The sequence below is a fragment of the Acholeplasma sp. ORD1043 genome (genome assembly GCF_057808485.1).
Map to the genome: position 1 here is coordinate 1 of NZ_JAQLOJ010000002.1, position 26,456 is coordinate 26,456.

A 26,456-nucleotide genomic window follows, 5' to 3' on the forward strand; every position below is an offset into this window, starting at 1 on the left:
GTTTAAACTATTTAGGCTTTTTTATTAATCTTAATTACGGTTGAATGATAATACCAGAACCATCAGTAATAACTGTTGGTAATTTACCATCCCAAACATTGTAGTATAACTGTTTAACAACAATTTCACCAATTTCTTGGATAGTTAAGTAACCACCAGTACCATTTGTTTCAAATTCAACTCTTGATGCATTATCGATAAATTGTGCACCATACATTGTTTGAATAGCTGTTACTGCAACTGCATTTAATACTGATTGAGCTTCTGCTTGTTTTTGAGCAACTGCTAAATCTGAACTAGCTTTAATTAATGCAATTTCAGCCTCAGTTTCCGCCTTAATTCTATTTGTTTCATTAATAACTGCTTGACGTGTTTGTTCTTGCATAGCAATCTCAATTTGTTGAATTGCTTTTGCTTTATCTTGGATAATCTTTTCAATTTCACTACCAGCATCTACATCGTTAATTGATACTGAAACTAATGTGATTTTAAAAAGTTCATAAAGATCTGTTGATAATGCTTCTGAAAATTGATTTCTTACCATCTCTAAGTCTTTACCCATGATATCAAAGACATTATATTGAGTTGTTACTAATTGAAGATTCTTTTTAACAATCGAGTTTAATTGATCATCTTTAATATCTGTATTACCAGTTGTACGATAGAATAATCCAGCATCCGACTTTTTAATATTATAAATCACTGTAATATCGAATTCTGCATAGATTGAATCCTCAGTTTGAGAAAACACATTGATGTAAGATGTTCTATTGGTTGTTGAGATTGTTGTTACATGTCTAAAAGGTGTTTTAAAGTGTAATCCTTGGTCATAAGTTTCTTCTAAAACTCCACCACCAAGTTCATCATAGATAATTCCGACTTCATTAGGTCCAACTTGAACGTATAAACCTGTAAAGATGAATAGAACTGGGAGGATTGTAAGTATGAATAAAACTTTTGGATATTTACCTAAAAATCCTTTAGGTGAGCGTTTTTTTATTTCAATTGATCCAAAAATCGCTAATGCTAAAAACACGATGATACCGATTAAAACTGTAATAATTAATTGCATATCTTTCCTCCAATTATTTTTAATTATTTTTTATTACATATAATATTATATGTTATTGTTCAGAAAAATAAAGGAGAATAATAAAGATTTTATAAAAATCGAAAATGACGGTCTTTAGAGCAAGTTATCATGATTTTTTAGCTTCAAATGACGCAAAATTTACACAAAAAAAGGTGTAGCAAACGCTACACCACTTCTTTTTGTTTACGGTTCTTTTTGATGATTAAATCTTTAGATTTCATAACACGGACTGTGTTACTTCGTTCAGCATCTGAAATCTTCATCTTAACTGTTTTAATGTTTACTTCAATTTCAGGAATTAAGATATGTTCAATCGCATTTACTCTGCGTTTTGTCTTTTCAATTTCCTTAATTAAGATACGATTTTTCTTATCAGATGCAGCAAGTAAAATTAAATCTGGAAGTAAGTCTGAAAGGTTAAGTACGATTTGATCTAAGATTGGGTTGGTTCCATGGAAACCATAGGTTAACTCAAATTTAGATAACTCTTCGATTTTAATTTCAGGAACTGGTACGCTCATTACAGATACTGTACCAACTGAAAGTTTAGCTTCCGTTGATGGAACCATAAACTTATCCTTTAACTCTTCTTTTGTATGGAAGGATTTGGCATAGGTAAAATCATCAACAACTTGTAAGAATCGTTGTTCAACTTTAGTTCTTAGTTGTTTATATGATTCAATTTGTGCTAAGAATTTACGCATCATTTCATCTTGTTTATCCTTTAATAACTTATGCCCTTTACGAGTTGTTACTAATTGATTTTTAAGACGCGTTAACTCCATTCTTGTAGCATTGATAATATCTGCCATTTTTAATCCTCTTTAGGTTGATAGTATTCGTCCAAGTGTTTAGTAGATACACGTTTTAATTCTGAACGAGGTAGAATTCTTAATAAATCCCAACCTAATTCTAAAGTGTCTAAAATACTTCTATTTGATTCAAATCCTTGTGAGATATATTCTCTTTCAAAACGATCTGCAAAGATTGCATATAGTTTATCAATATCACTTAATGCAGATTCACCAAGAACTGTTGCAAGTTCTTTAGCTTCTTTACCACGTGCATAGTTTGCAAATAATTGGTTTAAAACATCCGCATGGTCGCTTCTTGTCTTATTTTTACCAATACCTTTATCTTTTAAACGAGAAAGTGATGGTAAGACATCAATTGGTGGTGTGACATTTTTATTGTGTAGTGAACGAGATAAGATGACTTGACCTTCTGTAATATAACCTGTTAAGTCAGGGATTGGGTGAGTCTTATCATCTTCAGGCATTGTTAGAATTGGTAATTGAGTAATTGAACCTTTTTTACCCTTTACACGACCTGCACGTTCATATAATGATGCTAAGTCTGTATACATATAACCTGGGTAACCACGACGACCTGGTACTTCTTTTCTAGCTGCAGAAATCTCACGTAGTGATTCTGCATAGTTTGTAATATCCGTTAAAATGACTAGTACGTGCATATCTAGTTCATAAGCTAAATATTCAGCAGCCGTAATTGCCATACGAGGTGTTGCAATACGTTCGATTGCTGGGTCATTTGCAAGGTTTACAAACATAACTGTACGATCAATTGCACCACTTTCTTTGAATGACTCAATAAAGAAGTTTGATTCTTCGAATGTAATACCAATCGCAGCAAATACAACCGCGAACTTGTCATCTTTTGATAAAACCTTAGCATTTCTAGCAATTTGTGCTGCTAATTTGTTATGTGGTAAACCAGAACCTGAGAATATTGGTAATTTTTGACCACGAACAAGTGTATTTAACCCGTCAATTGCTGAAACACCAGTTTGAATGAATTCATTTGGATAATCACGTGCAACTGGGTTTAATGGTGAACCATTAATATCTGCACGTGCATATGAAATAATATTACCTTTGTTATCAATAGGACGACCCATACCATCAAAGACACGTCCTAAAATTTGTGGTGATAAATCAAGTTCTAATCCATGTCCTAAAAAGATAGCTTTCGCATCATCAATCTTTAAACCTTGGCTTGATTCGAATAATTGAACAAGTGCTACATCGTTATCAATTTCTAAGACACGACCAAAACGCTTTTCATTATTCATTAGTTTGATTTCAACAAGTTCGTCAAATTTAACATTTTCAGTTTTCTTAACAAGGACTAAAGGTCCAACAACTTCAGATACTGTTTTATATTCTTTAATTGCCATCTCTTTACTCCCTTTCTAAGTGTGCAAATTGATCTTCCATTTCGGTAAAGATACCTTTAATTTCTTGATCAACTTTACTTTCTTCAACATATTTGAAACGTCCGATACGTTCTCTAACTGGTAAATTTTCAATATCTTTAAATGTTTTATTATCTTTTAATGCTTTATTTGCTAACTTATTAAATTCTAAGATTGCACTTAATAATAAGTATTGTTTTTGAGGGGATGCGTATGTGTCTACTGAATCAAACGCATTTTGGTGAAGGTAGTCTTCACGAACGATTTGTGCAGTTAAGAGTTTTAATCTATCTTCACTTGATAATGCATCTACCCCGACTAAACGAACAATTTCGTTTAAACCAGCTTCTTCTTGTAATAAGCGATTAACAAATTGAACTTGTTTACTCCAATTTGGATTCACACTCTTATCAAAGAATTTAAGCATATCATCATAGTATAAAGAATAACTCTTTAACCAATCAATCGCCGGGAAGTGACGACGATATGCAAGGGATGCAGATAATCCCCAGAATACTTTAACAATACGAAGTGTTGCTTGTGAAACTGGTTCTGAGGTGTCACCACCAGGAGGTGATACAGCACCTATTGCTGTGATTGCTCCAATTTCTTTACCTAATGTTTCGACCATACCTGCTCTTTCGTAGAATTCAGAAATTCTAGAACCTAAGTAAGCTGGATATCCTTCTTCACCTGGAATTTCTTCTAGACGAGAAGACATTTCACGAAGTGCTTCAGCCCAACGTGAAGTTGAGTCAGCCATAATTGCGACTTTAAAGCCCATATCTCTAAAGTATTCCGCAATTGTAATACCTGTATAGATGGATGCTTCACGCGCAGCAACTGGCATGTTTGATGTATTTGCAATTAAAACTGTACGTTTCATTAAAGATGAACCTGATTTTGGGTCAACCAGTTCAGGGAACTCTTTTAAAACGTCAGTCATTTCATTACCACGTTCACCACAACCAATATAAACAATAATATCCGCATCAGCCCATTTAGCTAATTGATGTTGGACGACTGTCTTACCAGAACCGAATGGTCCAGGGATTGCAGCAATACCTCCAATAGCAATTGGGAATAATGTATCGATAACTCTTTGTCCAGTTACCATTGGTTGAGTTGGAGGTAATTTTCTTGCATAAGGACGTTTAATACGTACTGGCCAATTTTGTTTCATTGTAATCTCATGTTCAATACCTTTTGCATCTACTAAGACTGCAATAACAGTATCAACATTACCACTTACATTTGAAATCTTTTTAAGTGTGCCAGATAAGTTTGGTGGCACCATGATTTTGTGTGTTACTGCATCATTTTCTTGAACAGTACCTAATACTTCACCACCGGATACTTTATCCCCTGCTTGTTTTTTAGCTTCAAAATTCCAAATCTTTGATCTGTCTAATCTTGGTAAATCAATACCTAGTGGAATTTGAGCACCAGCTTCTAAATAGATTTTATCGAGTGGACGTTCAATACCATCGAAAATCCCTTCAAGAAGCCCTGGTCCAAGTTCAACTGATAATGGTTCATTGGTAAAGTAAACAGGTTCACCTGGTCCAATACCCGCAGTTTCTTCATATACTTGGATAGATGCTAAATCACCACGTAGTTCTAAGACTTCACCAATAAGTCTCTTTTCAGAAACTCTAACGACGTCATAGACTTGAACAGAAGCCATCCCTTTGGCAACAATTAGTGGACCTGAAACTTTTGTAATTATTCCATGTTTTTCCATATAAGTTTCTCCTTTAAATAATTGAAATACCGATTGATTTTTCAATCATCGTTTTCAATTCTTTCAATGTATCTTCATGCTTGCCACCAACCGGTAATTTCAAGAAGATGGGATACATTTTGTCATCATATTTTTCGATTAAACCTTGAACAAAGTTCTCCATTTCATAATCGTAAATAATGATTTTAACATCGTTTTGCAGTGCCTCAAGCATTGTTTTTTCTAAATTTTCTTTTGTGTCATGAAAGACTTTTATTCCAACACTATTTAAGGAGGTAAATGCTAGATTGGTTGAAAATGCCATCATATCAGCCATTTATTTCACGCTCCTTTTTATAATAGATTTCCTTAATAGAACGCATAATATGTCGTCTTCTTAAGATGTATTCGATGGTTGGTGATAACCCATCTAAGTTATAACTTAAAGATTCAATGATGTCTAATAAATCTTGTTCTAAATCAATACATAAGACTGCTAGGAAATCATGTTTTCCTAACTTTTCAATTGACTTAAAACTTGATGTTTTATATGTTCTACCTAAGATAACAAAAGCTTCTTTTATGTCTACTTTATCCATTTCTTCAAAAGTTGATTTACTCAATCTTCCACCCTCTAAAAAGTATGTATAAAAGGTTTCAATATTTAAGTTAAATACTCTTGATCTAAAGTAGAGAATTAGATTTTGCATATCTGTAAATTTCTTAAAGTATTCTAAGAATGCGATGTCTTTTGATTTTTTACTGGCAGCAAAGATCTTTTCTTGTAAGAACTTATATGTTGCATCAGATATTTCTTTACTTGATTTATCTTTTAAACTTTCATATAGTTTCTTTACATCAGCATCATTTTCTAGCCAATCATAAACATCCTTACTCTTGAAATTAGATAATTGGTTATCTACTTCAACTTCAAGTCCTAATAATTCTTTTTTAAAGACATTAGATAATACACGGTGATCTTCTGTTAGATAGAACATTTGGAATATCAGGTGTTTTTCTGTAAATAACGACGTTAAAAAATCCTTTAAATCAATCTCATCTTTCAAGAATGCATCATCTTTAGTCATATCTTTTCTAAAGATTTGCATACTTTCAAGTGTAGTTGAAAGAACATCTTTGGATAGGTTATTTAATTGTTCAACTTGTTTAAGATCCAAAAGTTCAGTTGACTTGGATTTAATGACACCATTGATATATCCTAAATCAGACATATTATCCTAGCCTTTCGTAAATCTCTTTTTCGTATTTCTTTTCTAATTTTTCAACCATTGCTTCAAAGGAGAAATTTAAATCGTAAACGTCACCTTCTAAAACGAATCCTGATTCAATATCAAGTAGTTTATTTGATAGTTTATATTTAGTTTTTAATACTGCATTTAGTAAATCAGCATCCACTAATTCGCCAGTATTCGTAGATAATGCATCTTTATATAATGAATAATCTTTTTTAGAAACTCTGATCGTCTCATAACCAGTAACAGTTTCCTTTTTAATTTTAGCTGCAACAAAGTTTAAAAGTTCTTTACCTTTAAGCGCTTTAAGTGAAGCTAATACATTTTCGAATAATCCTAAGATTTGTTCATGTTTAGCTTTTTCAAGTTCTAATTTTAGATCACGTTCAGAAGTAGCTTTAACTAAAGCAATTGCCCCTTCATATTCGTCTTCTACTAAAGAAATTTTAGCATCATTTTGCTTTTTCAATAATGCTTCTTTTTCTGCTAATTGACTTTTCTTTTCACTAGATGCATCAGCGATTAACTTTTTAGCTTCTTGTTGAGCTTGTTCTAATATAATTTGTTCAATCGTCTGACTCATAATTTATCTTACGCTCCTGGTAAGCCTAACCACATTAAGATTGAGACTAAAAGTGCTAAGATCGCATAAGTTTCAACTAAGACAGTCATCATAATACCTTTTGTTGAACCTTCAGGTTGTTTTGCAGTCATTAAAATTGATGATCTTGCAACAATACCTTGATAAATCGCTGATAATAAACCAATTACTGCAATTGGTAATGCAGCTGCTAAGTATAATAAACCTTCGTCATTTGTTAAAGCAATTGGTGCTCCACTTAAAATGTTTAACTTAATCATTAACATAACTGCGATTAAGAAACCATACATACCTTGTGTACCAGGTAATGCTTGTAAGACGAATAATTTACCGAATAATTCAGGTTTTTCTGATAATACACCAGCTGATGCTTTACCAGCAATCATAACCCCTAAAACTGAGCCTAGACCAGCTAAAATCGCAGCTAAGCCTACCCCTAATAATGCATACATTAATCCTAAGTTTTCGTTGATGTATGTTTGACCATCTTCTAAGATTAATAAAAGTTCCATTTACGTTTCCTCCTAATTTTTTCTTATTTTTTATTTTTATTTTTTAATGGAATAGATGTACTTCATTTTTAATTGATATGGATTAAATAATGTGCCGCCACCATCGTAGAATTTTCCGAAGAACTCTAAGTATTGTAGACGACCTGCGTGAACATAAGCTGATAACATATTCATCACAAAGTTGAATAAGTGACCCGCTAAATAAACAAGTAGTGCAAAGATAATGCCTATATATGGGATGCCCATCACCATTTCAGCTAGCATATTCATTGTAGATGCAATGACTGCACCGGATAATGCGAGTGCTAGAATTCTTGAGTAAGATAGAATATCTCCTAAGAATGAGGTTGCATTATATAAGCCAATGATTCCAAAGAGTGTTCTTGTAATCACATTCTTCTTTGCATGTGCAGTGAATAGAACGACTAATAAAGCTCCTGTAATTGCTAGAATTACACCGATGTTTGTAACAATTGAAGCGAAATCACCAAGTGGTAATGCCATTGGTATAATCGCTACGACGATACCGATTAAGACTAAGATCCATGAGAGTGCATCTCCTAGGAAACTTAGAACATCTTTATCTTTCAATAAATTAATTGATTTAATAACTAAACCAGTAATGATGTGAAGGATACCTAGCCCCATACAGAATATGAGCATTTCAACTGGTTTATCTAATAGTGTTAAGGTATATTCCTTTGGTAAGATACCTACTTCATATCCGAAGAATGAACCATATAAAATACCTGCTATTACTGTGGATAACCCAGAGAATCCAAATACTGTCATCATAGATTTTAAACCACCTTTTGGTTTTAAAATCTTAAGTCCAGCGAAACATCCAATTAACATAATTAAACCGTAACCAATATCCCCCATCATTAATCCGAAGATTAACCAATACCAAATACTCATTGAAGGGTTTGGGTCGGTTTCTTTTGAAGATGGTGGTGAGAATGTATTGGTGATTGATTCAAACGGTTCAACAATTCGATTATTCTTTAGTGCAGTTGGTACAACTTCATCTTCTGCTGGTTCAACTAAATCAAGCTCATAGATGATTTCTTCTTCATCTAAACTCTTTCTTAGGTCTTCAACTTTAGATTCAATAATCCAACCTACTAAGTAATTCGTAAATGCTGTTTGAGCATAATCTACATTTTTAATATCTAAGTCATTGGAGAGTTGATCATATAAAATCTTGTAATCATTGATTGTTTCTGCAATACGGCTTAAATTACTTTCAATTTCAGAAATCTCAATCTCAAGTAAATGAACTTCATTTGAATAACCTTCCATGATTAAGGCAGTCTTTTGAACATAATTTGGAATTTCAGCAACTTCGAATCGATTGTCAGTAACAATCACTCTAAATAAATCTTGCTGATTGAGATGAACCTTTATAGATAAGGTATCTTCCTTACTTTCTTCTACAAAGATTTTCACATATGAAAGTTGTAGAAGTTCCATCAGTTTCAGTTTGAATGCTTTAAAGATTTCATCTTGTGAGACTGTTTCAATAATTTGTAATATATAACCTTTTAAGACATTATGAATACTTGTTAATTTTGCAATATCATCAACATGTGGCTTAAATGATTTAAGTTCATCGTCAATTTCAACAAGTCTTTTTTCATTTATATTGATTAATGCTTTCTTTTCGGTGATTAAATCAGATACCTTTAAATCTTTATAATCAAACTCAATTGATTCAAATTCAACGATTTTATTTAGAAGTTCATCACGTCTATCTTTTAGGTAACTAATTGATAGATATTGATGCGTCTTAGTTGCATCAAATAATGTAACTTCAAAATCTTTATTATGCATAAGTGCTTCTAGATTCTTAGACTTTAGTCGCATACGACCAAATTTTGTCTCCACAAGTTTTAATGTTTTAACTTGTTGAAGTGTTAAATCTAATGAACTAAACGGTTCTAATGCTTTTATTGCTTCATATAAAGATTTGATATCATCTTTTAATTTCGACTTCTCTAAAGATAATGCATTAATTTCATGAATAACTGATTCATTAATTACTTTTTTTGAAGTATTTGATGATTTACCTAATTGATTTAAAATTTGTAAGGCTTGTTTCTTTTGGTCTTCAAATTTTTGAATCTTTAAATTTAATTCTTCAAGTTTTGTAAGTAAGTCTTGTTTTGGTTTTAATTCTTGATTTAAGCCAGAAACTTTAATTTCTTTAAGAAGTGCTTTTTGTTTTAAATTTAATACGACATAGTGTCGTAATTTATTACCTTTTTCATAAACTTCAAACTGACTGCCAAATTGATTCAAAGCTTCTTCAAATTTAGGCGCTTGTTTTAAATCAATAGAACCGAATGTTGCATCAACGGTGTTGATTTTTCTAATTTGGGAAATCGGAATATCTAGATCATAATAAGGCTCAATTAATTCGATTTTAGCTCTAATCGCTTTAAGTTTTTCATTATTCTCGTTTAACTTATCACCTAAGGCTAATACTTCATCAACTGAAAGTAAAGTTTTCTCATTGATTGTTTCAAAACTCTTTTCATCGATTTCAATGAACTCAGGACCAAATGATTTGATGGTATAAGGTTTTAATAACTCAATGACTTTTCCTACTTTTTCTAGTTTTTCATCTACCACATTATTTGTGTGGTGATTATCAGTCAGCATAAAAAAGGCATGTCTTTGTAATAGCTTTAGTGTCTTTTCCTTTTGGTTGTTAAAGACAAAAAGTTGTGCCTTTTTTACTGGAACAATCATTCTTCTATAACCTCTTTAATTAACTTATCTTTATATGCTTTTTCAATCTGAAGCGCTTTTTCTTTGAATGACTGACGCACTTTTGCAAGTTCTACTTCAAAATCTTTTTGGAGTTTAGCTTTTTCAGATTCAAACTTCTTTTGTAAGTCTAAAGATGCTTTTTCAAAAGCTTCTTTATAACTCACTTCTAAAGCCTCAATCTCAGTTTTTAACTCTTTTTGTAGAGCTTCAACTTTCTTTGCTGCGTCTTCTTTCAACTTTAATGCTTCTTGTTCAGCTTGGTAAATTTTCTCTATTGCTTTCATCTAAACACTCCTTAGCTTTTTTTCTTAAAGTTGTAAAACGACATACAAAACCCATGGTAATCATATACACATGTCAATCCGTATGACCCGTCAAAATATAAAATTGGTTTTGTTTGTATCGTAATTTCAAGGTTATTGTATCACGAATAAACCTAATTACTAAATGTTTTGCACACGTTTTCATAAAATCTTTCGATATATTGAAAAAACATAATTTTAGTTGTGTTTTTTTACAGTATGTGCTTTCTAGTAAGATTTAAATAAATCTTAATAATCGCAATCGCGATCACTGTTATTTCAAGTCTACCGACAAACATGCCAATTGTTCCTGTCCATAAAACTAGGTCAGGAGACTGCATTGAAATGATTCCGGTTGAATATCCAACAGAACCAAGTAATGATGCAAATTCAAAAAATGAATTTTCAAAACTATGGCCAAATGCCATAAAAACATAACTTCCTGCTAATAAGAATGTCATATATAAAATGATAAATGCATAATTATGTCTAATTTCAACATCGTTGACCTTTTCATATTGACCAAATCTTAAAATAAAATTACTGCGAAGAGTTCTTTTTCCACTCATTTTATCGCGTAAATACCAATAACTACTTTTAGCTGCAAGTGCCACTCTACTTTGTTTAATTGCCCCAGTAGTTGAACCTGCTTGACCACCCATAATCATAATTAAAATAATAATACCAATGGTAAGAGGTGGTAGGATGTTTAAGTTTGGTATATTTTGAAGACCCGTGGTTGTTATGGCTGAAACGAATTGGAAGATAGCAACCCTAAATGAATAACCTATTTCCCAATTAAGTGTTGCTGTAAGATTTATGGTGATAAATGTGACGCCAATTAAAATGGCAATAACTAAAACAATCCATTCCGCATGTTTAAATGCTTTTTTAAATTGCCCAGTAATTAAAAAGGTATGAATCAAAAAGTTAGTTGATCCTAAAATCATTAATGCCATAGCTATGATTTCAATACCAATACTATCGTAGAACCCGAGGGATTCTTTATGAGGAGCAAATCCACCAGTTGAGACTGATGTAATAGAATAGTTAATTGCATCAAATAAAGTCATACCAAATATCATGAAAAGAATTGTACCAATAACTACGTATCCAATATAAATACCTAAGATTAATCGGGCTGATTTTGCGACATTACTAATTAAATTTTCAGAATGTCCTTCTGCATTATATAGCTTTAATCCATATCGGTCTGAAATCGTTGAGGTTAGTACTAAGACTAATCCAACACCACCAAATAACATTAAGAAACTTCGGTACAAGACAAATATTCTAGGCAGTGTATCGGCATCAAAAAGTGATAATCCAGTTGTTGTATAACCAGCGGTTGTTTCAAAAACAGCCTGGGTAAAATTTGCACCAAACATCATAAAAGGCATACTTGAAATAAAGATAACAATAATCCACATTAAAACCAAAAACACTGCGTCTTCAAATCGTTCTAACTTAGCTAAATGCTTACCTCGAATAAAGAAACTTAATAAGATACCAATAACAATTGAAGATATTCCAGGAATTAAAAAATGCGGTAAATAAGTCATATCTTCTATGTTAAATAAGAGTCCAACCAGTGCAAGCAACTGAATCCCACCAGCAAGTGCAATAAAAACCCCTAGATAACCTAAAAGTAATTTATAACCTCTGACTGTTTTAACATCTTGTAAAATAGCTTCCATATTATTTCTCGTTTAACATCTTATAAATTGATTTTTGATCTTCAGTTGCAGAGACAATTAAAAGTTTATCACCTAATTCAATAGTAGTTTTACCATTTGGAATAATCGTATGTTTACCACGTAAAATACAGGAAATATTAATTCTTGGTGGTAAATTTAAATTCATGATTTGTTTTCCATGTAAACCATATGATTCGATGACTTCAATTTCAGTAATTGTTATTTGATCATCTTCCATAGTTAAGGTTTTAAACATATTCTTAACATTGGCTTCTTCTTTAATAATTTGCCCAAGCATATAAATAGATGAAATTGCCGTATGAATCCCTAACTTTTTAAAGAGGTCAACTCGTTTAGGATTAAGGACACGACAAATCGCTTTTTTAACTCTAAATAAGTTTTTAGCAGTTAAACACGTAATATAGTTATCAATATCATTTTCAGTTAAAGCAACGATAACATCATAATCATATGCATTTGCATCTTCAAATACATAGGCTTTTGTAGGGTCACCTACCATAACTGGAATACGATAATGATCTGCAATATATTTAGCAGCTTCTTCATCTTCATTAATGACTAATACTTGATGTTTTTCTTTCAAAAACATTCCAATCATATAGTCTGCTTCGTTTTTTCCACCAACAATAATTATTCTCATTCTGAATCACCTTTTTCTAACTTAGCAAACGCATCGATTGAAAGATTATGAGGATAGATCGTTTTAATTCTTGTGTTGTGAATAAGTTTGCCTTTTGAAGTATCAAATAGTCTAATATAAATTTTTGGTATATCAAAAAAAGTTAAAGCTACGTGCGCAATATATATGTTGACATTATCATCACCAGTCACAATAACGAAACTTTGAACTGAATCTGGATTAACTGCTTCTAATACTTCCATTTCAGTTGCATCACCCATCATAATATTGCCCGAAAAATCATCATCTAATTTTCTAAAAGCAATTTTATCTTTATCAATAATATCAACTAACTTACCTTGACTTGCAAGTTTTGATGCAATTGAAGCACCAAGTCTACCCGAGCCAATAACAACGGTTTTATTTCTCATGTTATCCACCTTTTTATGTAATTAACACTCCTATTTTACCACTTTAACAACGATAAAGAAAACAAAAGCCATATATACGATAAATATATATGGCTATTTTCAAAACTTATTTTTCTTAACCAGCAACAACTAGTTTACCAACATAAACTGTTGGTGAACCGTAACCTGATGTTTGGAATTGTAAGTCGTTGCCAACTCTATTAATGTTCTTTAAGACATCAAACCAATTACCTGATAAGACAACCATTTTAACTGCATGATCAAGTTTACCATCTTTAATAGCAACACCTGCAGCTTGTAGTGAGAAGTCACCTGATGTTGTATTCACACCAGCATGAAGACCTACTAAGTCTGTAACAAAGAAACCTTCAGTAATTGGTGATAAGACTTCATCAACTGATAGATTACCTGGTTCTAAATAAAGCCCTGCAGGAGCAATACCTCCACCAAAAGCATTACCAGTTGGTTCTTCATTAAATAATGCAGCAGTTCTTAATGAATGTAAGAACCCAGTAAATACGCCGTTATCAACGACTTTCTTAGGATTTGCAGCTACCCCTTCATCATCAAATGAATTCTTAAATGGTGATAATTCATGCAATGAGTTATCCCAAATTGTTACTGCAGGATTAGCAATCACTTCACCTTTTTTATCTTTTAAAGCAGTCATCTTACGATAAGCAGCTTCACCAGAGAATAAGCTTGAGTAAACAGCTAACATATCTGAGAAACGTTTGTTGTTAAAGACAACATCGTATGAACCAGTTTTTAATGATTTACCATCAAGTTTGCGTACACCATCTTTAATTGTTGCCTCTGCATCTTTAACCGGATCTAATTCATCAAAACTCTTAATTAATTTAATATCATAACCAGTTTTGATATCACCATCTTTTTCAAAGATTGAATAAGCAAGTGAATATGCAAAGTTATGTTTCTTAGTTAAGTTTAAACCTTTTGAGTTAACAATTGTTGTTGAACCAAATTCTTCTTGATATACAGCTGATTCAACTTGTTTAGCAAATTCGTTTTTAAGTACTTCTTTTTCTAATTCAACTAAATAGGCAATTTTCTTTTCAACAGGAACTTTATCGAAGTCAAATTCATTGTCTTTAACTTCTGGATAAGATTTACTACCTTCAAAGATAATTGCAGGTTCTTTTACAGTTAATGCTTTAGCATTTTGAATTAATCTATCGAAAACTAATTCAATTGCTTCATCAGTTAAATTTTCAACTGATGCTGAAACTAATTTTTCATCAAAGATACCTTTAATTCTAGCAGTTGTTACATCACTGTTTGAGAATGATTCAACTTTACCTTGATAGACTTCAATTGATAGTGATTTACTTCTTGTTGAGTAGATTTCTACATCTGTAAAGCCTTTTTTAAGACCTAATTGGATCCATTTATTAAACATTAGCGACTTCCCCCTTGACCACCGACAACCATCTTAGATACACGGATAGTTGGTTGACCAACGTCAGTTGGAATAGAACCTGATCCCGCACCACACATACCTTGTCCATATGTCTTGTTGTTTGCAACACGGTCGATTAATTTAATAACTTCAGCACCGTGACCAATTAACATTGCACCACGTACTGGTTTACCGATTTTACCGTTTTCAATCATGTAACCTTCTAACACTGCGAAGTTGAATTCGCCAGTTGCAGGGTTTACAGTACCACCACCAAGTTTTTTAGCAAATAAACCATATGGTGTGTCTTTAATAATATCTTCCCAGTTATCTTTACCATTTTCAATGTAAGTCGTATTCATACGAGCAGTTGGTGCATATTTATAGTTTTGACGACGACCACTACCAGTTGAATGGTAACCCATTCTCTTACCATTTCTAACGTCTGATAAATAACCTTTTAAAATACCATTTTCAATTAATAAATTCTTTTGAGTTTTGTTACCTTCATCATCGAAAGTACTCCTACCCCATTGACCTTCTTCATCACCATCATCATAAGCAGTAACAACATCACTCGCTACTTTTTCGCCTAGTTTACCTGCAAATGGAGATAAACCTTTAGAAACTGCAGATGTTTCAAGTGGGTGACCAACCGCTTCGTGGAAGATCACACCACCAAAGCCATTGTGGATAACAACTGGAAGTTCTTGAGGCTCCATGTTATCTGCATAAAGATAAGTCATAACTGATTCTGATACTTCTTTAGCTAATTGTTTGAAATCTATCTCATCAAAGATTTCAAAGCCCATATTTCTACCTGGTGCTTCATATGCATCTTGCATTAAATTACCATCTTGAGCAGTTGCTGACATAACAACACGCGTATATGTTCTAACATCATCTTGGAAAATACCATTTGAGTTAGCGATTAATACTTTTTGTTCCCATTCGATTAATGTCACACCAGCTTGAATAATCTTATCACTACCTGATTTGATAATGTTTGATAATTCAACTAATTTTTGACTCTTAACTTCTGGTGATAATGCATTATGAGGAATTTTAACTGTGTATTTATAAGGTTTCTTTTCACCTAAAGGTTTAGCAATGTTTCTTTCCCCTTTAAATGAACCTCTTAAATTAAGCATTAATTTCTTAACTGCATCATAAGTTGTTTCATTGGTAAAACCATAGACTTCATCGATTCCTTGTAAAAGACGCACACCTACACCATGAACATTACCCATACCAACACCGATAACATCACCGTTATTGACACGAATATTTCCTGAGTAAGTATCTTCTTGGAAGATTTCTGAGAAATCTGCTCCTGTTTCTAATCCGAGTTGGAGCAACTCTTGAAGTTGTTCTTTGTTAAGCATTGAGAATCTCCTCCTGTTTGTCATATTGTAACTGATAAAGGTTATAATATAAACCTTTTTGTTTTAATAATTCTTGGTGAGTACCCATTTCTTTGATCTCACCCTTGCTCATGACAATAATTTTATCACTATGCTGAATTGTTGATAAGCGATGTGCAACAATTAACATTGTTGAAATATTCATCATTTTCTTTAATGATTCTTGAATGATTGCTTCAGTCTCTGAGTCTATATTAGCAGTTGCTTCATCTAGAATCATGAGTCTTGGTTCATATACTACAGCTCTTGCAAATGAGATTAATTGTCTTTCTCCACTTGAGAAGTTATTACCACGTTCGCGCACCATATGGTTTAATCCATCTGGTAATTTATTTAATACATGGTTTAAACCAACATAGTTTGATGCTTCAACCACTTTTTCTTCACTAATGGATTCATCATGTAGGGTGATGTTATCACGGATGGTTCCAGAGAATAGGAAGACATCTTGTAGCATTTGTCCGACAAATGAACGTAATGAAGAACGTTTGATTTTCTTAATATCAATACCATCAATTAAGATTTGACCTTTTTGAATATCGTAGTTTCTAACAATCAGTTGTAGAATTGTTGTTTTACCTGAACCTGTTGCACCAACAAAGGCTACAGTTTCATCTGGTTTAACTTTAAATGAAACACCTTTTAAAACCCATTCATCTGGAATGTATTGGAACCAAACATCACGAAATTCAATATTACCGCTAAATGACTCTAATTCAATCGCATCAGGATCATCAACTATATCAGGTTTAGTATCTAAGACGTCAAAGATCTTTTCAGCTGATGAGAATCCATTTTGAAGTGAGTTGAATTGATCAGCAATGTTTTGGATTGGGTCAAAGAATTGACCAACATATACATAGAATGAAATGAACATACCAACAGATAGGCTACCTGCTAGTACTGCTGATATACCAAAGTATATGGCAAGTACTGTACCAACCATCGCTAGACACCAAATAACTGGACGGTAAATAGAGAAGGTAACAATTTCTTTAAGGTATGATTTTTTTAAGTTGTTGTTAATCTTTTTAAATTCGTTAAATTTCTTTTCTTCTTGGTTAAAGACTTGCGTAATCTTCATACCTGATAAGTTTTCTGATAAGAAAGCATTCACTTCACTAACGTTATTTCTAACTTGGCGATATGCTTTTCTTGAATATTTTCTAAATAGGTAAGATGCAACAAAGATGACAGGCATCGTTGTCATCGTAATTAATGCCATTTGCCAGTTAATAACAAATAAGATAATAGCAATAATTAAAATCATCATCACACTTCTAATTAAGTTTACAAGTGAGTTTGTAAACATATCAGAAATATTACCTGGGTCATTGGTTGCACGAGTCACTAGTTTACCAACTGGTAATTGGTTAATTTGACCAATTGATAAGTTTTCAATGTGTTTGAAGACTTCAATTCTCATATCATGTGTCACTTGTTGACCAATATGTTGTAGCATCATGTTTTGGTAAAAACCTATAACAACTGATGCCATCATAATTATGAGTAAGACAGCAGCTCCAATACCTAAAATCAACATTTTAATTTCAAGCGGCATCACTGCTTCTGGTTTAGCCATTAAGTCGACTGCTAACCCTGATGCTAATGGTAAGACCATATTAGCAAAGGTAGTAACAATCATTAATAAGAATGAACCAATAAACTTCCAAGTATATGGTTTTAAGTAAGATAAGAGTCTAACAACAATATGCTTATCTTGTCTAACTTCTGAGTTGTCATTAAAATCACGCATGATGTTCACCCTCCCCTACTAATGCTTCTAGTTCTTGGAGTTTAACCATCTCTTGGTAAACTGCATTTGACTTCATCAGTTCTTTATGAGAACCAAAGCCAATGAGTTTTCCATTTTCAAGAAGTATTATTTTGTCTAATTTTTTAACCGTTGAAATACGATGTGCAATCATTAAAGTTGTTCGACCTTTTCTAATCTTTCTAAGATTTGAGATGATTGCATCTTCTGTTTTAGTATCAACTGCTGATACAGAGTCATCTAGGATTAAAATCGTTGGATCTTTAGCCAGTGCTCTTGCAATTGAGATTCTTTGTTTTTGACCACCAGAGACTGTGACACCACGTTCACCTAGCATGGTTTCGTATTTCATTTGGAAATCCATAATATTATCATGAACATCTGAAAGTTTAGCAATTTCAATTAATTTTTCATCTTCCAGTTGTTCTTTAAATGCAAATCCAATATTGTTTTTAATCGTATCTGAATATAAGAAGTTATCTTGTGGAACATAACCAATCGCATCTCTTAACGACTTAGTGTAGATATCATTGATATCATGACCACTAAAACTTATCATGCCGTAATCGGTATTATAAACGCGTAAGAATAACTCAACTAAGGTAGATTTACCAGAACCAGTTCTACCTAATACCCCAATCATTTCTCCAGCTTTAATCTCGAATGAAACATCTTCAAGTGCTGGTTTATCAGCATCCGGATATTTAAATGTTAAATTCTTAACTGAAATTGAACCATCCAAATTCACATCAACTAGTACATCTTTATGATTTGTAATATCAACTTTAGCTTCTAAGAATTTGTATATACGTTTTGCAGAAGCTTGAGCTTGTCCATTTAAGTTCATGAACCAGCTAATTGCAAATACTGGCCATAATAATGTGAAGAAATATGAGATATATTCAGTCATGGTACCTGAATTTAAATTACCATAGGCAATTAAAACTGAACCATATACTAAGATTGATAAGACAACAAGTGTAATCATAACGTCAATAATGATATTTACAATAACGGCATAACGCATATGCTCCATTGACTTATCATACACATCTTTACTTCTCTTACCAAACGTTAATGCTTCATAGATTTCTTTAACATAAGCTTTAATCACTGTAATACCAGTAAATGATTCTTGAGTGAAATCACTCATTGATTCAAATGCTTCTTGTCGAAGTTTGAATTTCTTTTCCATCTTTAATTCTAGGAAGAAAACAAGTACACCCATTAAAGCGATTGGAATAAATGCATATAGTGTCATCACCCAGTTTAATGAAAACATTCTAATTAAGACAAACGCTCCTAGGAATAAACCATCAATTAAGGTTAATAAACCAAATCCAAAGAGTTCCCTAACCGCATTTAAGTCATTAATGAAATAACTCATTAAGCCGCCGATTTTCTCATGAGAATAAAAATCTTGAGATAATTCGGTCGCTTTTTTAAACATTTGTTCACGGATATCTGTTTCAATTTTACGTCCATTTCCGAATAGCAGATAACGCCAGAGAAATCTCCCTAGCGTCATTCCAATTACGATTACAATAATAAATTGTAATAATCCAAAGATATCAGATATTTGCGTAAATACGCCATCCTCAACCCCTGTGATGATTTCATTGATAATTCGTGGAATCTCTAATTGGTAATAATCTAGTCCGATTAAGATGATTACACCAAGTAGGAATCCAAATCCATATTTAATATAGTAGTGTCTAAAGTGTTTTAAAAAGATCATTGCTTAACTCCTTATTAAAAATTATATCAAATATGGCTTAATTTTTATTTAAATTAAGATTGATAATTTTTAGCTTGTGTTGTGAATAGTTCATAATATAGTGAATTAGTTTTCTTCATTAAGTTTTGGTGTTTGTCATAATCTTCAATTTCACCATTGTTAAGGACTAAGACTTTGTCACAAAATACAGATGAACTCATACGGTGCGAAATATAGAGAGCTGTTTTTTCTTTGACTAAGTCATTGAAGTGTTCATAAATTTCTGCTTCTGCTATTGGATCTAGAGCAGCAGTTGGTTCATCTAAAATAATTAAATCTGAATTCTTGTATAGTGCACGAGCAATTGCTATCTTTTGAGCTTCACCACCGGATAACTCGATACCTGATTCATATAAACTCTTACCATAATATGATTCGATACCTTTTTCGAGTGAAGCTAACTTTTTGGAAAGAGATACTTTGTTAGCTGCATCTTGTGCACCTTGAGGGTCATTTGGATGACCGGCTATGTTTTGAGCAATGGTATAAGCAAATATTTTAAAGTCTTGGAATACTGCTGCCATTCTCTCCACATAAGATTTATATTCATATGCATCAATGTTAATCCCATTGATCAATATTTCACCTTCTGTTGGTTGATAGAATCTGGATAGTAATTTAACTAATGTTGTTTTACCGGCACCATTAAGTCCTACCACTGAAATCTTTTCACCTTTATTCACTTTAAATGAGATATTCTTTAAAATCATTTGTTCAGTTTTAGGGTATTTAAATGATACATTTTTAAATTCAATTGTTTCAATTGGACCCAAAGTAAGATTACCTTTATGTAGTTCATCTTGAAGTGGGATTTCTAGTAATGTAAAATATGGTTTAATCCATTCAACATTACGTTTTAAATCAGCTACAGTACCTACGACTGATGCTAATTGTTCTCCAAGTTGAATCGTTGTACCTGTGTATAAGATGAAATCTGAAATAGGAATGATATTAGCAAGTGTCTTAATTGCAATATAGATATATGAGAACCCCATAACTGCATAGTTAATAACATCACTAGCAAAGCTAAATCTACTCATACCCATTTGAATATCTTCTATCAAACCGACTGTTTCATTTGTAAATTCACTTGTTTTTTCATGAACAAGTTTGTTTAAATTGGTAAAACGATAATCTTTTTGGTTTTCAACATTTAGTAGTGTTGACAAATAATAACCGAATCTTCTATTGATTGGAATCATGTTATTGGTTAATGTCAATTGGAACTTATTTGACATATTAAAGATTAAGACATGTAAGACTAAGGCACCAAGTAAGACAACAATCATAATCCAGTCAAAGAAGAATAGAATGAGTCCTAAAGATAGAATTGAAATAATACTTGATGTAAATGTTGTCATATACTCAAGAAGCATCCAAGTAACACCTTGATTATCGATAGCAAACTTAGCGCGTTCTCTTAAATCTAGGAAATAAGGATCTTCTAACTTTTCATATTCTAATCTCATCACACGACTTGTTACATATCGGTTTAAATCATAACGAAGTTCAAATCTGACAACTCTTAAAACTTGATCTAAAAGCTTAGTTAAGAATAAGAGACCAATTTGAATTAAAACAACCGTAATGGCAAGTCGAACTGTTTGTTCATATGATGCAGTAAGAACTAAGTCAATAATCCATTTAACTGCATATACTCCAATAAACATTTTTGACACGTTAAGAATCGCTTGAAGGAATGATATTAGATAGAATAAAGGATTAATTTTGAATGTTAATTTGATAAATTTAGCTAATGTTTTGAACATTTTCTACATCCTCCCCAAGGACCCCTTCTTGATAATATTTACCTTGTGTAACAAACATGTTGTAATAAATCCCCTTTTGATTCATTAATTCATCATGTGTTCCATATTCTTTTAATGTTTGTCCATCAAATAATGCGATATGATCACAGAACTTAGTAGAGGATAAACGGTGTGAAATATAGATGGATGTTTTGTTACCAGCAAGTGCGTTAAATTCTTCATAAATTTTAGCTTCTGCAAGTGCATCAAGGGCTGCTGTTGGTTCATCTAAGATAACCACTGGACCATTTTTGAAGAGCGCTCTTGCAATAGCTATTTTTTGACGTTCACCACCTGAGAAATCAACCCCATGTTCATCAATTACTTTTAATACTTGTTGATCATATTGGTTTGGTAAACTTTCGATTTTTTGTTTTAAACCAACCGCTTCTAAAGCCATTTTAGCGCGATTGATTGATGCTTCATCATCTTGTAGACCAGTGACATTTTCAATCACAGATGCAGCAAATACGTGCACGTCTTGGAAGACAACTGAGAACATTTCTTGATAACGACGTTTGTCGAAATTTTGTGTGTTAATACCATTAATTAAGATTTCACCTTCAGTTGGTTTGAATAACCCACAAATTAATTTAACTAGAGTGGTTTTACCAGCTCCGTTAGCACCAACGATTGCTAACTTTTCCCCTTTTTCTATTTTGAACGATAAATTTCTAACGATCCAATTTTCAGTTTTTGGATACTTAAATGATACATTTCTAAATTCAATATCAAATGTTTCTGTTAACGGTTCTAATAAACCTTCATAACTTACATACGATTGGTCTTCCATAAAATCATAATAATCAGCAACAAATCTGCTACCAGATTTAATTCTTGCGACATCACGTCCTAAAATGCGTAAGTTATTTGATAGTGATGCAACTGCAACTAAATACATTGATAATTCAGCAATCGTTAGTTGACCGGCAAAGTATGCAATAATAACTAAAACGTAAGCTAGAATATCTTGAAGCAATAATGGAATAAGTTCTAGAAGACCTGCTTTAAAGTCATGTCTTGCAAGACTCTTAATCACACTGGTTAAACTTCTTACTGACTTCTTGTGTTCTTTTTCAAGTGGTTCTTGTAGTTGATAGATTCTAATGTCTTTACCATATGAGAAATCATAAGTTGTATCATAGAAATATCTTTCTTTTCTAAACTCTTCTGATAATTGATCACGCTTTGAGTAATCGAATTTACCAATTAAGTATTGTGCATAAGCAGATACAATACATGTGAAGAGTGTTGCGATAACTAACCAGAAATTAAATGCACCTACAAGTGTTGCAGTAGCAATAATTGTGACTAACATACTTAAGATTGTGTATGTTAAGGCATAGTTTCTTTGAAAACCATCCATGTCACCACCTAGTGAATCTAAGGCAGTCTTCGATTTATTTTGGAAATCTTTATCTTCCATGAATGGATAATCAACTTCCATAAACTTCCTATTATAAGCTAAGAATTGTTTAATTCTAACTTCGATAAATATGACATCTGTTTTGGCATCTGCAAATCGTTTAAAGAACATGAATAATGCAATGGTTGTGATCAAGGTTGCAATAAAGTAATAAAGTTCTTGAGCACCATATTGAGTTAATCCGTCAATAATTAATTTTGTTAAATAAATACCAGATAAATTGATTATTGCTGTCGAAATGATACCTAATATCATGTAAAAGTATACAATTCTACGTTTATATGTTTTAAATTCTTTAAACTGTTTCTTGAGCGTTTTGAAAACACCTTGCTTTTTTCGCAATGTTTGTTCCATAAATTATTCCCCTTATTAAGGGGAGAGCTTGATAGCTCTCCCGAAATTAATTGATGATTATTCGATTACAATTCTAACTTTTGCGCCGTCTTCTGATTCAACTGAAACAATTTCACCATTGGCACCATTTTGTACCATTTCTAAGATTGATTCAATGTCGATATCAAATTCATCTAAGTTGACATTACCAAATTTGCCTTTGCCTAATACTTTAGCAAATTCAATTGGTACATTGATTCTAACCTTTTCACCATCTTCACCATCTACATTGATACGTAACATCTTGAAGGCATCTTTCTTTCCGCCTCTTGGTTCAACAAACACTGGTGCTTCTGGTGCTTTTGGAGCTTGTGGTGCTAATGCTTGTAGTAATGCTTCTGCTTGTTCTGAGTTAATTTTTCCGTCTTTTAATAATTCTAAGATTGCTAATCTTTCTTCTTTAAGTTGATCTGCCATGGTTATTTACCGCCTTTTAGATTTTTAATTTTTCCTAATGCTTCTTCGACTGACAATGAGCCGTCTTTAATTTTGTCTAAGATGTCTAATTTTAATTGTTTAGCATCTAAAACTACTGCTTTTTTCCCTTCAGCTTTTGCTGTATGAATTTCATCGATTGCTTCATCGTTTTCATCAGCATCAGGTTTATAACCTAAAGCTACGATGGCTTCTTCTAAATACTTCTTAACTGTTGGGTATGAAACATTCATTTCTTTTTCTACTGATTTGATGTTTCCACGATTTTTGACAAATAATTCAATAAATAATAAAGTTTCTGGTGTTAAATAATTAAACTTCGAGAATCCGAAGTCACCTTGGATTTTGGTATGACAATGATCACATTCTAAGTGTGTGATGTGTAGGTCATGATTACATACTGGACAACAAGTAATTACTGGATTTAAATTTTTCATTTATTCTTTTTCCTTTTTGTTTTTTTGTTTTTTGTTTTCTTATTAGACTGAATGCACTGTTGCATAACCGTCATGTTTTTCAAGTACTAAATTGAATCCTTTGAAGTCTAAGATTTGTTTAACTGCTTTAGCTTCATGTTTTATTTTACGATATCTTTTTTGATTATCTAAAACAAGTTTAACGATTAACATTGGAATTGGTAATAATAGTAAGATTGCTAGTAACATAATGATTTCCCCTTTATCCTTATGATTTTAAATTTAATTAGATTGTACGAACTCTATTGTAGACATCTTGTTGTTTAACAACTAAATTGCACCCTTCAAGTTCTACTAATGAAGCAAGTTCATTGATGACTGTTTGGTCAGCGATTGGTCTTTTACCTCTTGAATCTAAAACTGACATAATTGCCCAGATTGGAATTGGTAATAATAGTAAGATTGCTAATAACATAATTTGATTTCCCCTTTGATTGATATTTTATTTTTATTATATGGTTCGCATTTTAATTAATGCGTCTTTCTGTTGTACGACTAAGCTACAACCTTTTACTTCTAACATTGATTTCACAGATTCAAGTGTTTCTTGATCCATCTCTGATTTATTCATATTTTTATTTAAGATGAATTTAACTAACCAAATTGGAATCGGTAGTAGGAATAAGATTTTTAAGAATAAATTCACACCTTTTCCTTCTTCGACTTGAATTGATAGTTTTACAAAATGCGCTTTTGGATAAATCCTTTTTTCACGTTTAGGCTTATATAACTTTCTATAAGCTTCTTCGACTGACATTTTGTTTCGTGAAACTTTATTTAGTATTTTATTTTTTGTCATTTTTTTTGTAAATTCCTTAATTTTTTTAATTTACACCTTAATTATATTGATTATGTTTTGATATGTCAATACTTCTGCAATAAATTTATTTAAAAAAATTAAAATAATTAATATCGACCTTAATTTTTTTAATTTTTGTGTTAAAAATATTAATTTCTAACTTAATTTTTTGTTATATAGGGAAAAAATAGTATAATATAGTCATGAAATGAGGTTAAACAATGACAAGATTAACAAAACGTTTTATCAAATACGTCAAAATTGATACTCAATCTGATCATGATTCACAAACTGTACCTTCTACTTCTAAACAAAAAGATTTATCAAAAGTGCTTTTAGAAGAATTAAAGGCGATGGGTGTTGAAGCATTCTTAGATGATTTAGGCTACACGTACGCGCGCATACCTTCTAATATAGATAAAAAGGTACCAGCAGTTGGATTCATCTCACACGTTGATACTTCTCCTGATGCACCGGGTAAAAATGTAAACCCAAGAATCATTGAAAAGTATGACGGTTCTAAGATTCAATTAAATAATGAATATTCGATGGCACCAGAACAATATCATGACTTAAAGAAAGTATTAGGTGAGGATATCATTGTAACTGATGGTAATACCTTACTTGGTGCAGATGATAAAGCCGGTGTTGCTGAAATCATGGAATTAGTTGAAAGAATCGTTGAAAATAAAGAATTCAAGCATGGTGACATTTATATTTGTTTCACACCTGATGAAGAAATCGGACGTGGGGCTGATCATTTCAACTACGATTGGTTTAAAGCAGATTTTGCATATACTGCTGATGGTAGTGAAGTTGGCGGTATCGAATATGAAAACTTTAATGCTGCAGCTGCTAAATTAACATTCACTGGTATCTCAATTCACCCAGGTAGTGCTAAGAATAAAATGATCAACTCATTACATCTGGCAATGGAATTCCATTCAATGTTGCCTAAGTTCTTAGATCCTGCAATTACAGAAAAGTATGAAGGATTTAATCATTTAACTGACATTCATGGCAAGGTTGAAGAAACAATTACTAAATATATCATTCGTAACCACGATATGACTTTATTTAGACAACAAATTCAAGAATTCTACACAATTGCTGAATATATTAATAAAAAGTATGGCTATGAAGCAGTTAAGGTAAATATTAAAGATTCATATTTAAACATGTATGAAATCATTAAACAACATCCACATATTATTGATTTTGCAGTAGCTGCAACCAAGATGGCAAATGTAACTCCACACTTTGAAGCTATTCGTGGAGGTACAGATGGTGCAAGATTAACTTACGGTGGCCTACCTACACCAAACCTTGGTACTGGTGCTTTCCACTTCCATGGTAGATTAGAGTTTGCTTCAATCAACCAAATGGAAAAAGCTGTTGAAATCTACACTAACATCGTAAAATTAATTGCAGAATCAAAATAACCAAGTCGTCTGACTTGGTTTTTTCTTCTCTTTATATATA

The 26,456-nt window shown here is 32.1% G+C and carries 25 protein-coding genes; 1 reads left to right on the plus strand and 24 read right to left on the minus strand.

Features of this window, described 5'->3' with window-relative positions:
* Positions 1–34 precede the first annotated feature (34 nt).
* The 24 genes from PG914_RS01120 to PG914_RS01235 all read right to left on the minus strand — a co-directional run bounded on the left by PG914_RS01120 (position 35) and on the right by PG914_RS01235 (position 24,974).
* On the minus strand, positions 35–1,072 hold the full coding sequence (locus PG914_RS01120; RefSeq protein WP_488821846.1) for an SPFH domain-containing protein: 1,038 nt from the start codon (positions 1,070–1,072) through the stop codon (positions 35–37).
* Positions 1,073–1,257: 185 nt separating this feature from the next.
* Positions 1,258–1,905: a V-type ATP synthase subunit D gene (locus tag PG914_RS01125; protein WP_488821847.1), complete on the minus strand. Its 648-nt coding sequence runs from the start codon at positions 1,903–1,905 to the stop codon at positions 1,258–1,260.
* A 2-nt stretch (positions 1,906–1,907) separates the two neighbouring features.
* Positions 1,908–3,290, minus strand: a complete 1,383-nt coding sequence (locus PG914_RS01130; RefSeq protein ID WP_488821848.1) for a V-type ATP synthase subunit B — start codon at positions 3,288–3,290, stop codon at positions 1,908–1,910.
* Between the two features lie 4 nt (positions 3,291–3,294).
* Complete coding sequence (locus PG914_RS01135; protein WP_488821849.1) at positions 3,295–5,052, minus strand: V-type ATP synthase subunit A; 1,758 nt, start codon at positions 5,050–5,052, stop codon at positions 3,295–3,297.
* A 13-nt stretch (positions 5,053–5,065) separates the two neighbouring features.
* Positions 5,066–5,368 (minus strand): V-type ATP synthase subunit F, encoded by a 303-nt coding sequence (locus PG914_RS01140; protein WP_488821850.1) that lies wholly within the window; start codon positions 5,366–5,368, stop codon positions 5,066–5,068.
* A complete protein-coding gene (locus PG914_RS01145) occupies positions 5,361–6,263 on the minus strand; it encodes a hypothetical protein (protein ID WP_488821851.1) in 903 nt (300 codons plus the stop codon). The genes PG914_RS01140 and PG914_RS01145 overlap by 8 nt, the downstream gene beginning before the upstream one ends.
* Position 6,264: 1 nt before the next feature.
* Positions 6,265–6,867, minus strand: coding sequence for a hypothetical protein (locus PG914_RS01150; RefSeq protein WP_488821852.1), 603 nt, complete (start codon positions 6,865–6,867; stop codon positions 6,265–6,267).
* Positions 6,868–6,875: 8 nt separating this feature from the next.
* Positions 6,876–7,397, minus strand: a complete 522-nt coding sequence (locus PG914_RS01155; protein ID WP_488821853.1) for a V-type ATP synthase subunit K — start codon at positions 7,395–7,397, stop codon at positions 6,876–6,878.
* Between the two features lie 36 nt (positions 7,398–7,433).
* On the minus strand, positions 7,434–10,151 hold the full coding sequence (locus tag PG914_RS01160; RefSeq protein WP_488821854.1) for a V-type ATPase 116kDa subunit family protein: 2,718 nt from the start codon (positions 10,149–10,151) through the stop codon (positions 7,434–7,436).
* Positions 10,148–10,456: a hypothetical protein gene (locus PG914_RS01165; RefSeq protein WP_488821855.1), complete on the minus strand. Its 309-nt coding sequence runs from the start codon at positions 10,454–10,456 to the stop codon at positions 10,148–10,150. Before PG914_RS01165 ends, PG914_RS01160 begins: the two co-directional genes overlap by 4 nt.
* A 230-nt stretch (positions 10,457–10,686) precedes the next feature.
* Positions 10,687–12,171, minus strand: coding sequence for a TrkH family potassium uptake protein (locus PG914_RS01170; protein ID WP_488821856.1), 1,485 nt, complete (start codon positions 12,169–12,171; stop codon positions 10,687–10,689).
* A 1-nt stretch (position 12,172) separates the two neighbouring features.
* Entirely contained in the window at positions 12,173–12,832 is a 660-nt protein-coding gene (locus PG914_RS01175; RefSeq protein ID WP_488821857.1) for a potassium channel family protein, read from the minus strand.
* On the minus strand, positions 12,829–13,242 hold the full coding sequence (locus PG914_RS01180) for an NAD-binding protein (RefSeq protein WP_488821858.1): 414 nt from the start codon (positions 13,240–13,242) through the stop codon (positions 12,829–12,831). The genes PG914_RS01175 and PG914_RS01180 overlap by 4 nt, the downstream gene beginning before the upstream one ends.
* 115 nt (positions 13,243–13,357) lie before the next feature.
* The gene (locus tag PG914_RS01185; RefSeq protein ID WP_488821859.1) at positions 13,358–14,662 is read right to left on the minus strand and encodes a TldD/PmbA family protein; all 1,305 of its coding nucleotides are present in this window, start codon (positions 14,660–14,662) and stop codon (positions 13,358–13,360) included.
* Complete coding sequence (locus PG914_RS01190) at positions 14,662–16,047, minus strand: TldD/PmbA family protein (RefSeq protein ID WP_488821860.1); 1,386 nt, start codon at positions 16,045–16,047, stop codon at positions 14,662–14,664. Before PG914_RS01190 ends, PG914_RS01185 begins: the two co-directional genes overlap by 1 nt.
* Complete coding sequence (locus tag PG914_RS01195; RefSeq protein ID WP_488821861.1) at positions 16,040–17,842, minus strand: ABC transporter ATP-binding protein; 1,803 nt, start codon at positions 17,840–17,842, stop codon at positions 16,040–16,042. The genes PG914_RS01190 and PG914_RS01195 overlap by 8 nt, the downstream gene beginning before the upstream one ends.
* Positions 17,835–19,598, minus strand: a complete 1,764-nt coding sequence (locus tag PG914_RS01200) for an ABC transporter ATP-binding protein (protein ID WP_488821862.1) — start codon at positions 19,596–19,598, stop codon at positions 17,835–17,837. Before PG914_RS01200 ends, PG914_RS01195 begins: the two co-directional genes overlap by 8 nt.
* Positions 19,599–19,651: 53 nt before the next feature.
* A complete protein-coding gene (locus tag PG914_RS01205; protein WP_488821863.1) occupies positions 19,652–21,406 on the minus strand; it encodes an ABC transporter ATP-binding protein in 1,755 nt (584 codons plus the stop codon).
* Positions 21,387–23,225 (minus strand): ABC transporter ATP-binding protein, encoded by a 1,839-nt coding sequence (locus PG914_RS01210; RefSeq protein WP_488821864.1) that lies wholly within the window; start codon positions 23,223–23,225, stop codon positions 21,387–21,389. The genes PG914_RS01205 and PG914_RS01210 overlap by 20 nt, the downstream gene beginning before the upstream one ends.
* Positions 23,226–23,282: 57 nt before the next feature.
* A complete protein-coding gene (locus tag PG914_RS01215) occupies positions 23,283–23,681 on the minus strand; it encodes an SHOCT-like domain-containing protein (protein ID WP_488821866.1) in 399 nt (132 codons plus the stop codon).
* A gap of 2 nt (positions 23,682–23,683) precedes the next feature.
* Positions 23,684–24,136, minus strand: coding sequence for a DUF2089 domain-containing protein (locus PG914_RS01220; protein ID WP_488821867.1), 453 nt, complete (start codon positions 24,134–24,136; stop codon positions 23,684–23,686).
* Between the two features lie 42 nt (positions 24,137–24,178).
* Positions 24,179–24,364: a hypothetical protein gene (locus PG914_RS01225; protein WP_488821868.1), complete on the minus strand. Its 186-nt coding sequence runs from the start codon at positions 24,362–24,364 to the stop codon at positions 24,179–24,181.
* Positions 24,365–24,401: 37 nt separating this feature from the next.
* Complete coding sequence (locus PG914_RS01230) at positions 24,402–24,590, minus strand: hypothetical protein (protein WP_488821869.1); 189 nt, start codon at positions 24,588–24,590, stop codon at positions 24,402–24,404.
* A gap of 36 nt (positions 24,591–24,626) precedes the next feature.
* Positions 24,627–24,974 carry a hypothetical protein gene (locus PG914_RS01235; RefSeq protein WP_488821870.1) on the minus strand — a complete coding sequence of 116 codons (348 nt, stop codon included), beginning with the start codon at positions 24,972–24,974 and terminating at the stop codon, positions 24,627–24,629.
* Between the two features lie 221 nt (positions 24,975–25,195).
* On the opposite strand from PG914_RS01235, the gene pepT reads away from it, so the two are divergent.
* Complete coding sequence (gene pepT, locus PG914_RS01240) at positions 25,196–26,416, plus strand: peptidase T (RefSeq protein WP_488821871.1); 1,221 nt, start codon at positions 25,196–25,198, stop codon at positions 26,414–26,416.
* Positions 26,417–26,456: the final 40 nt, after the last annotated feature.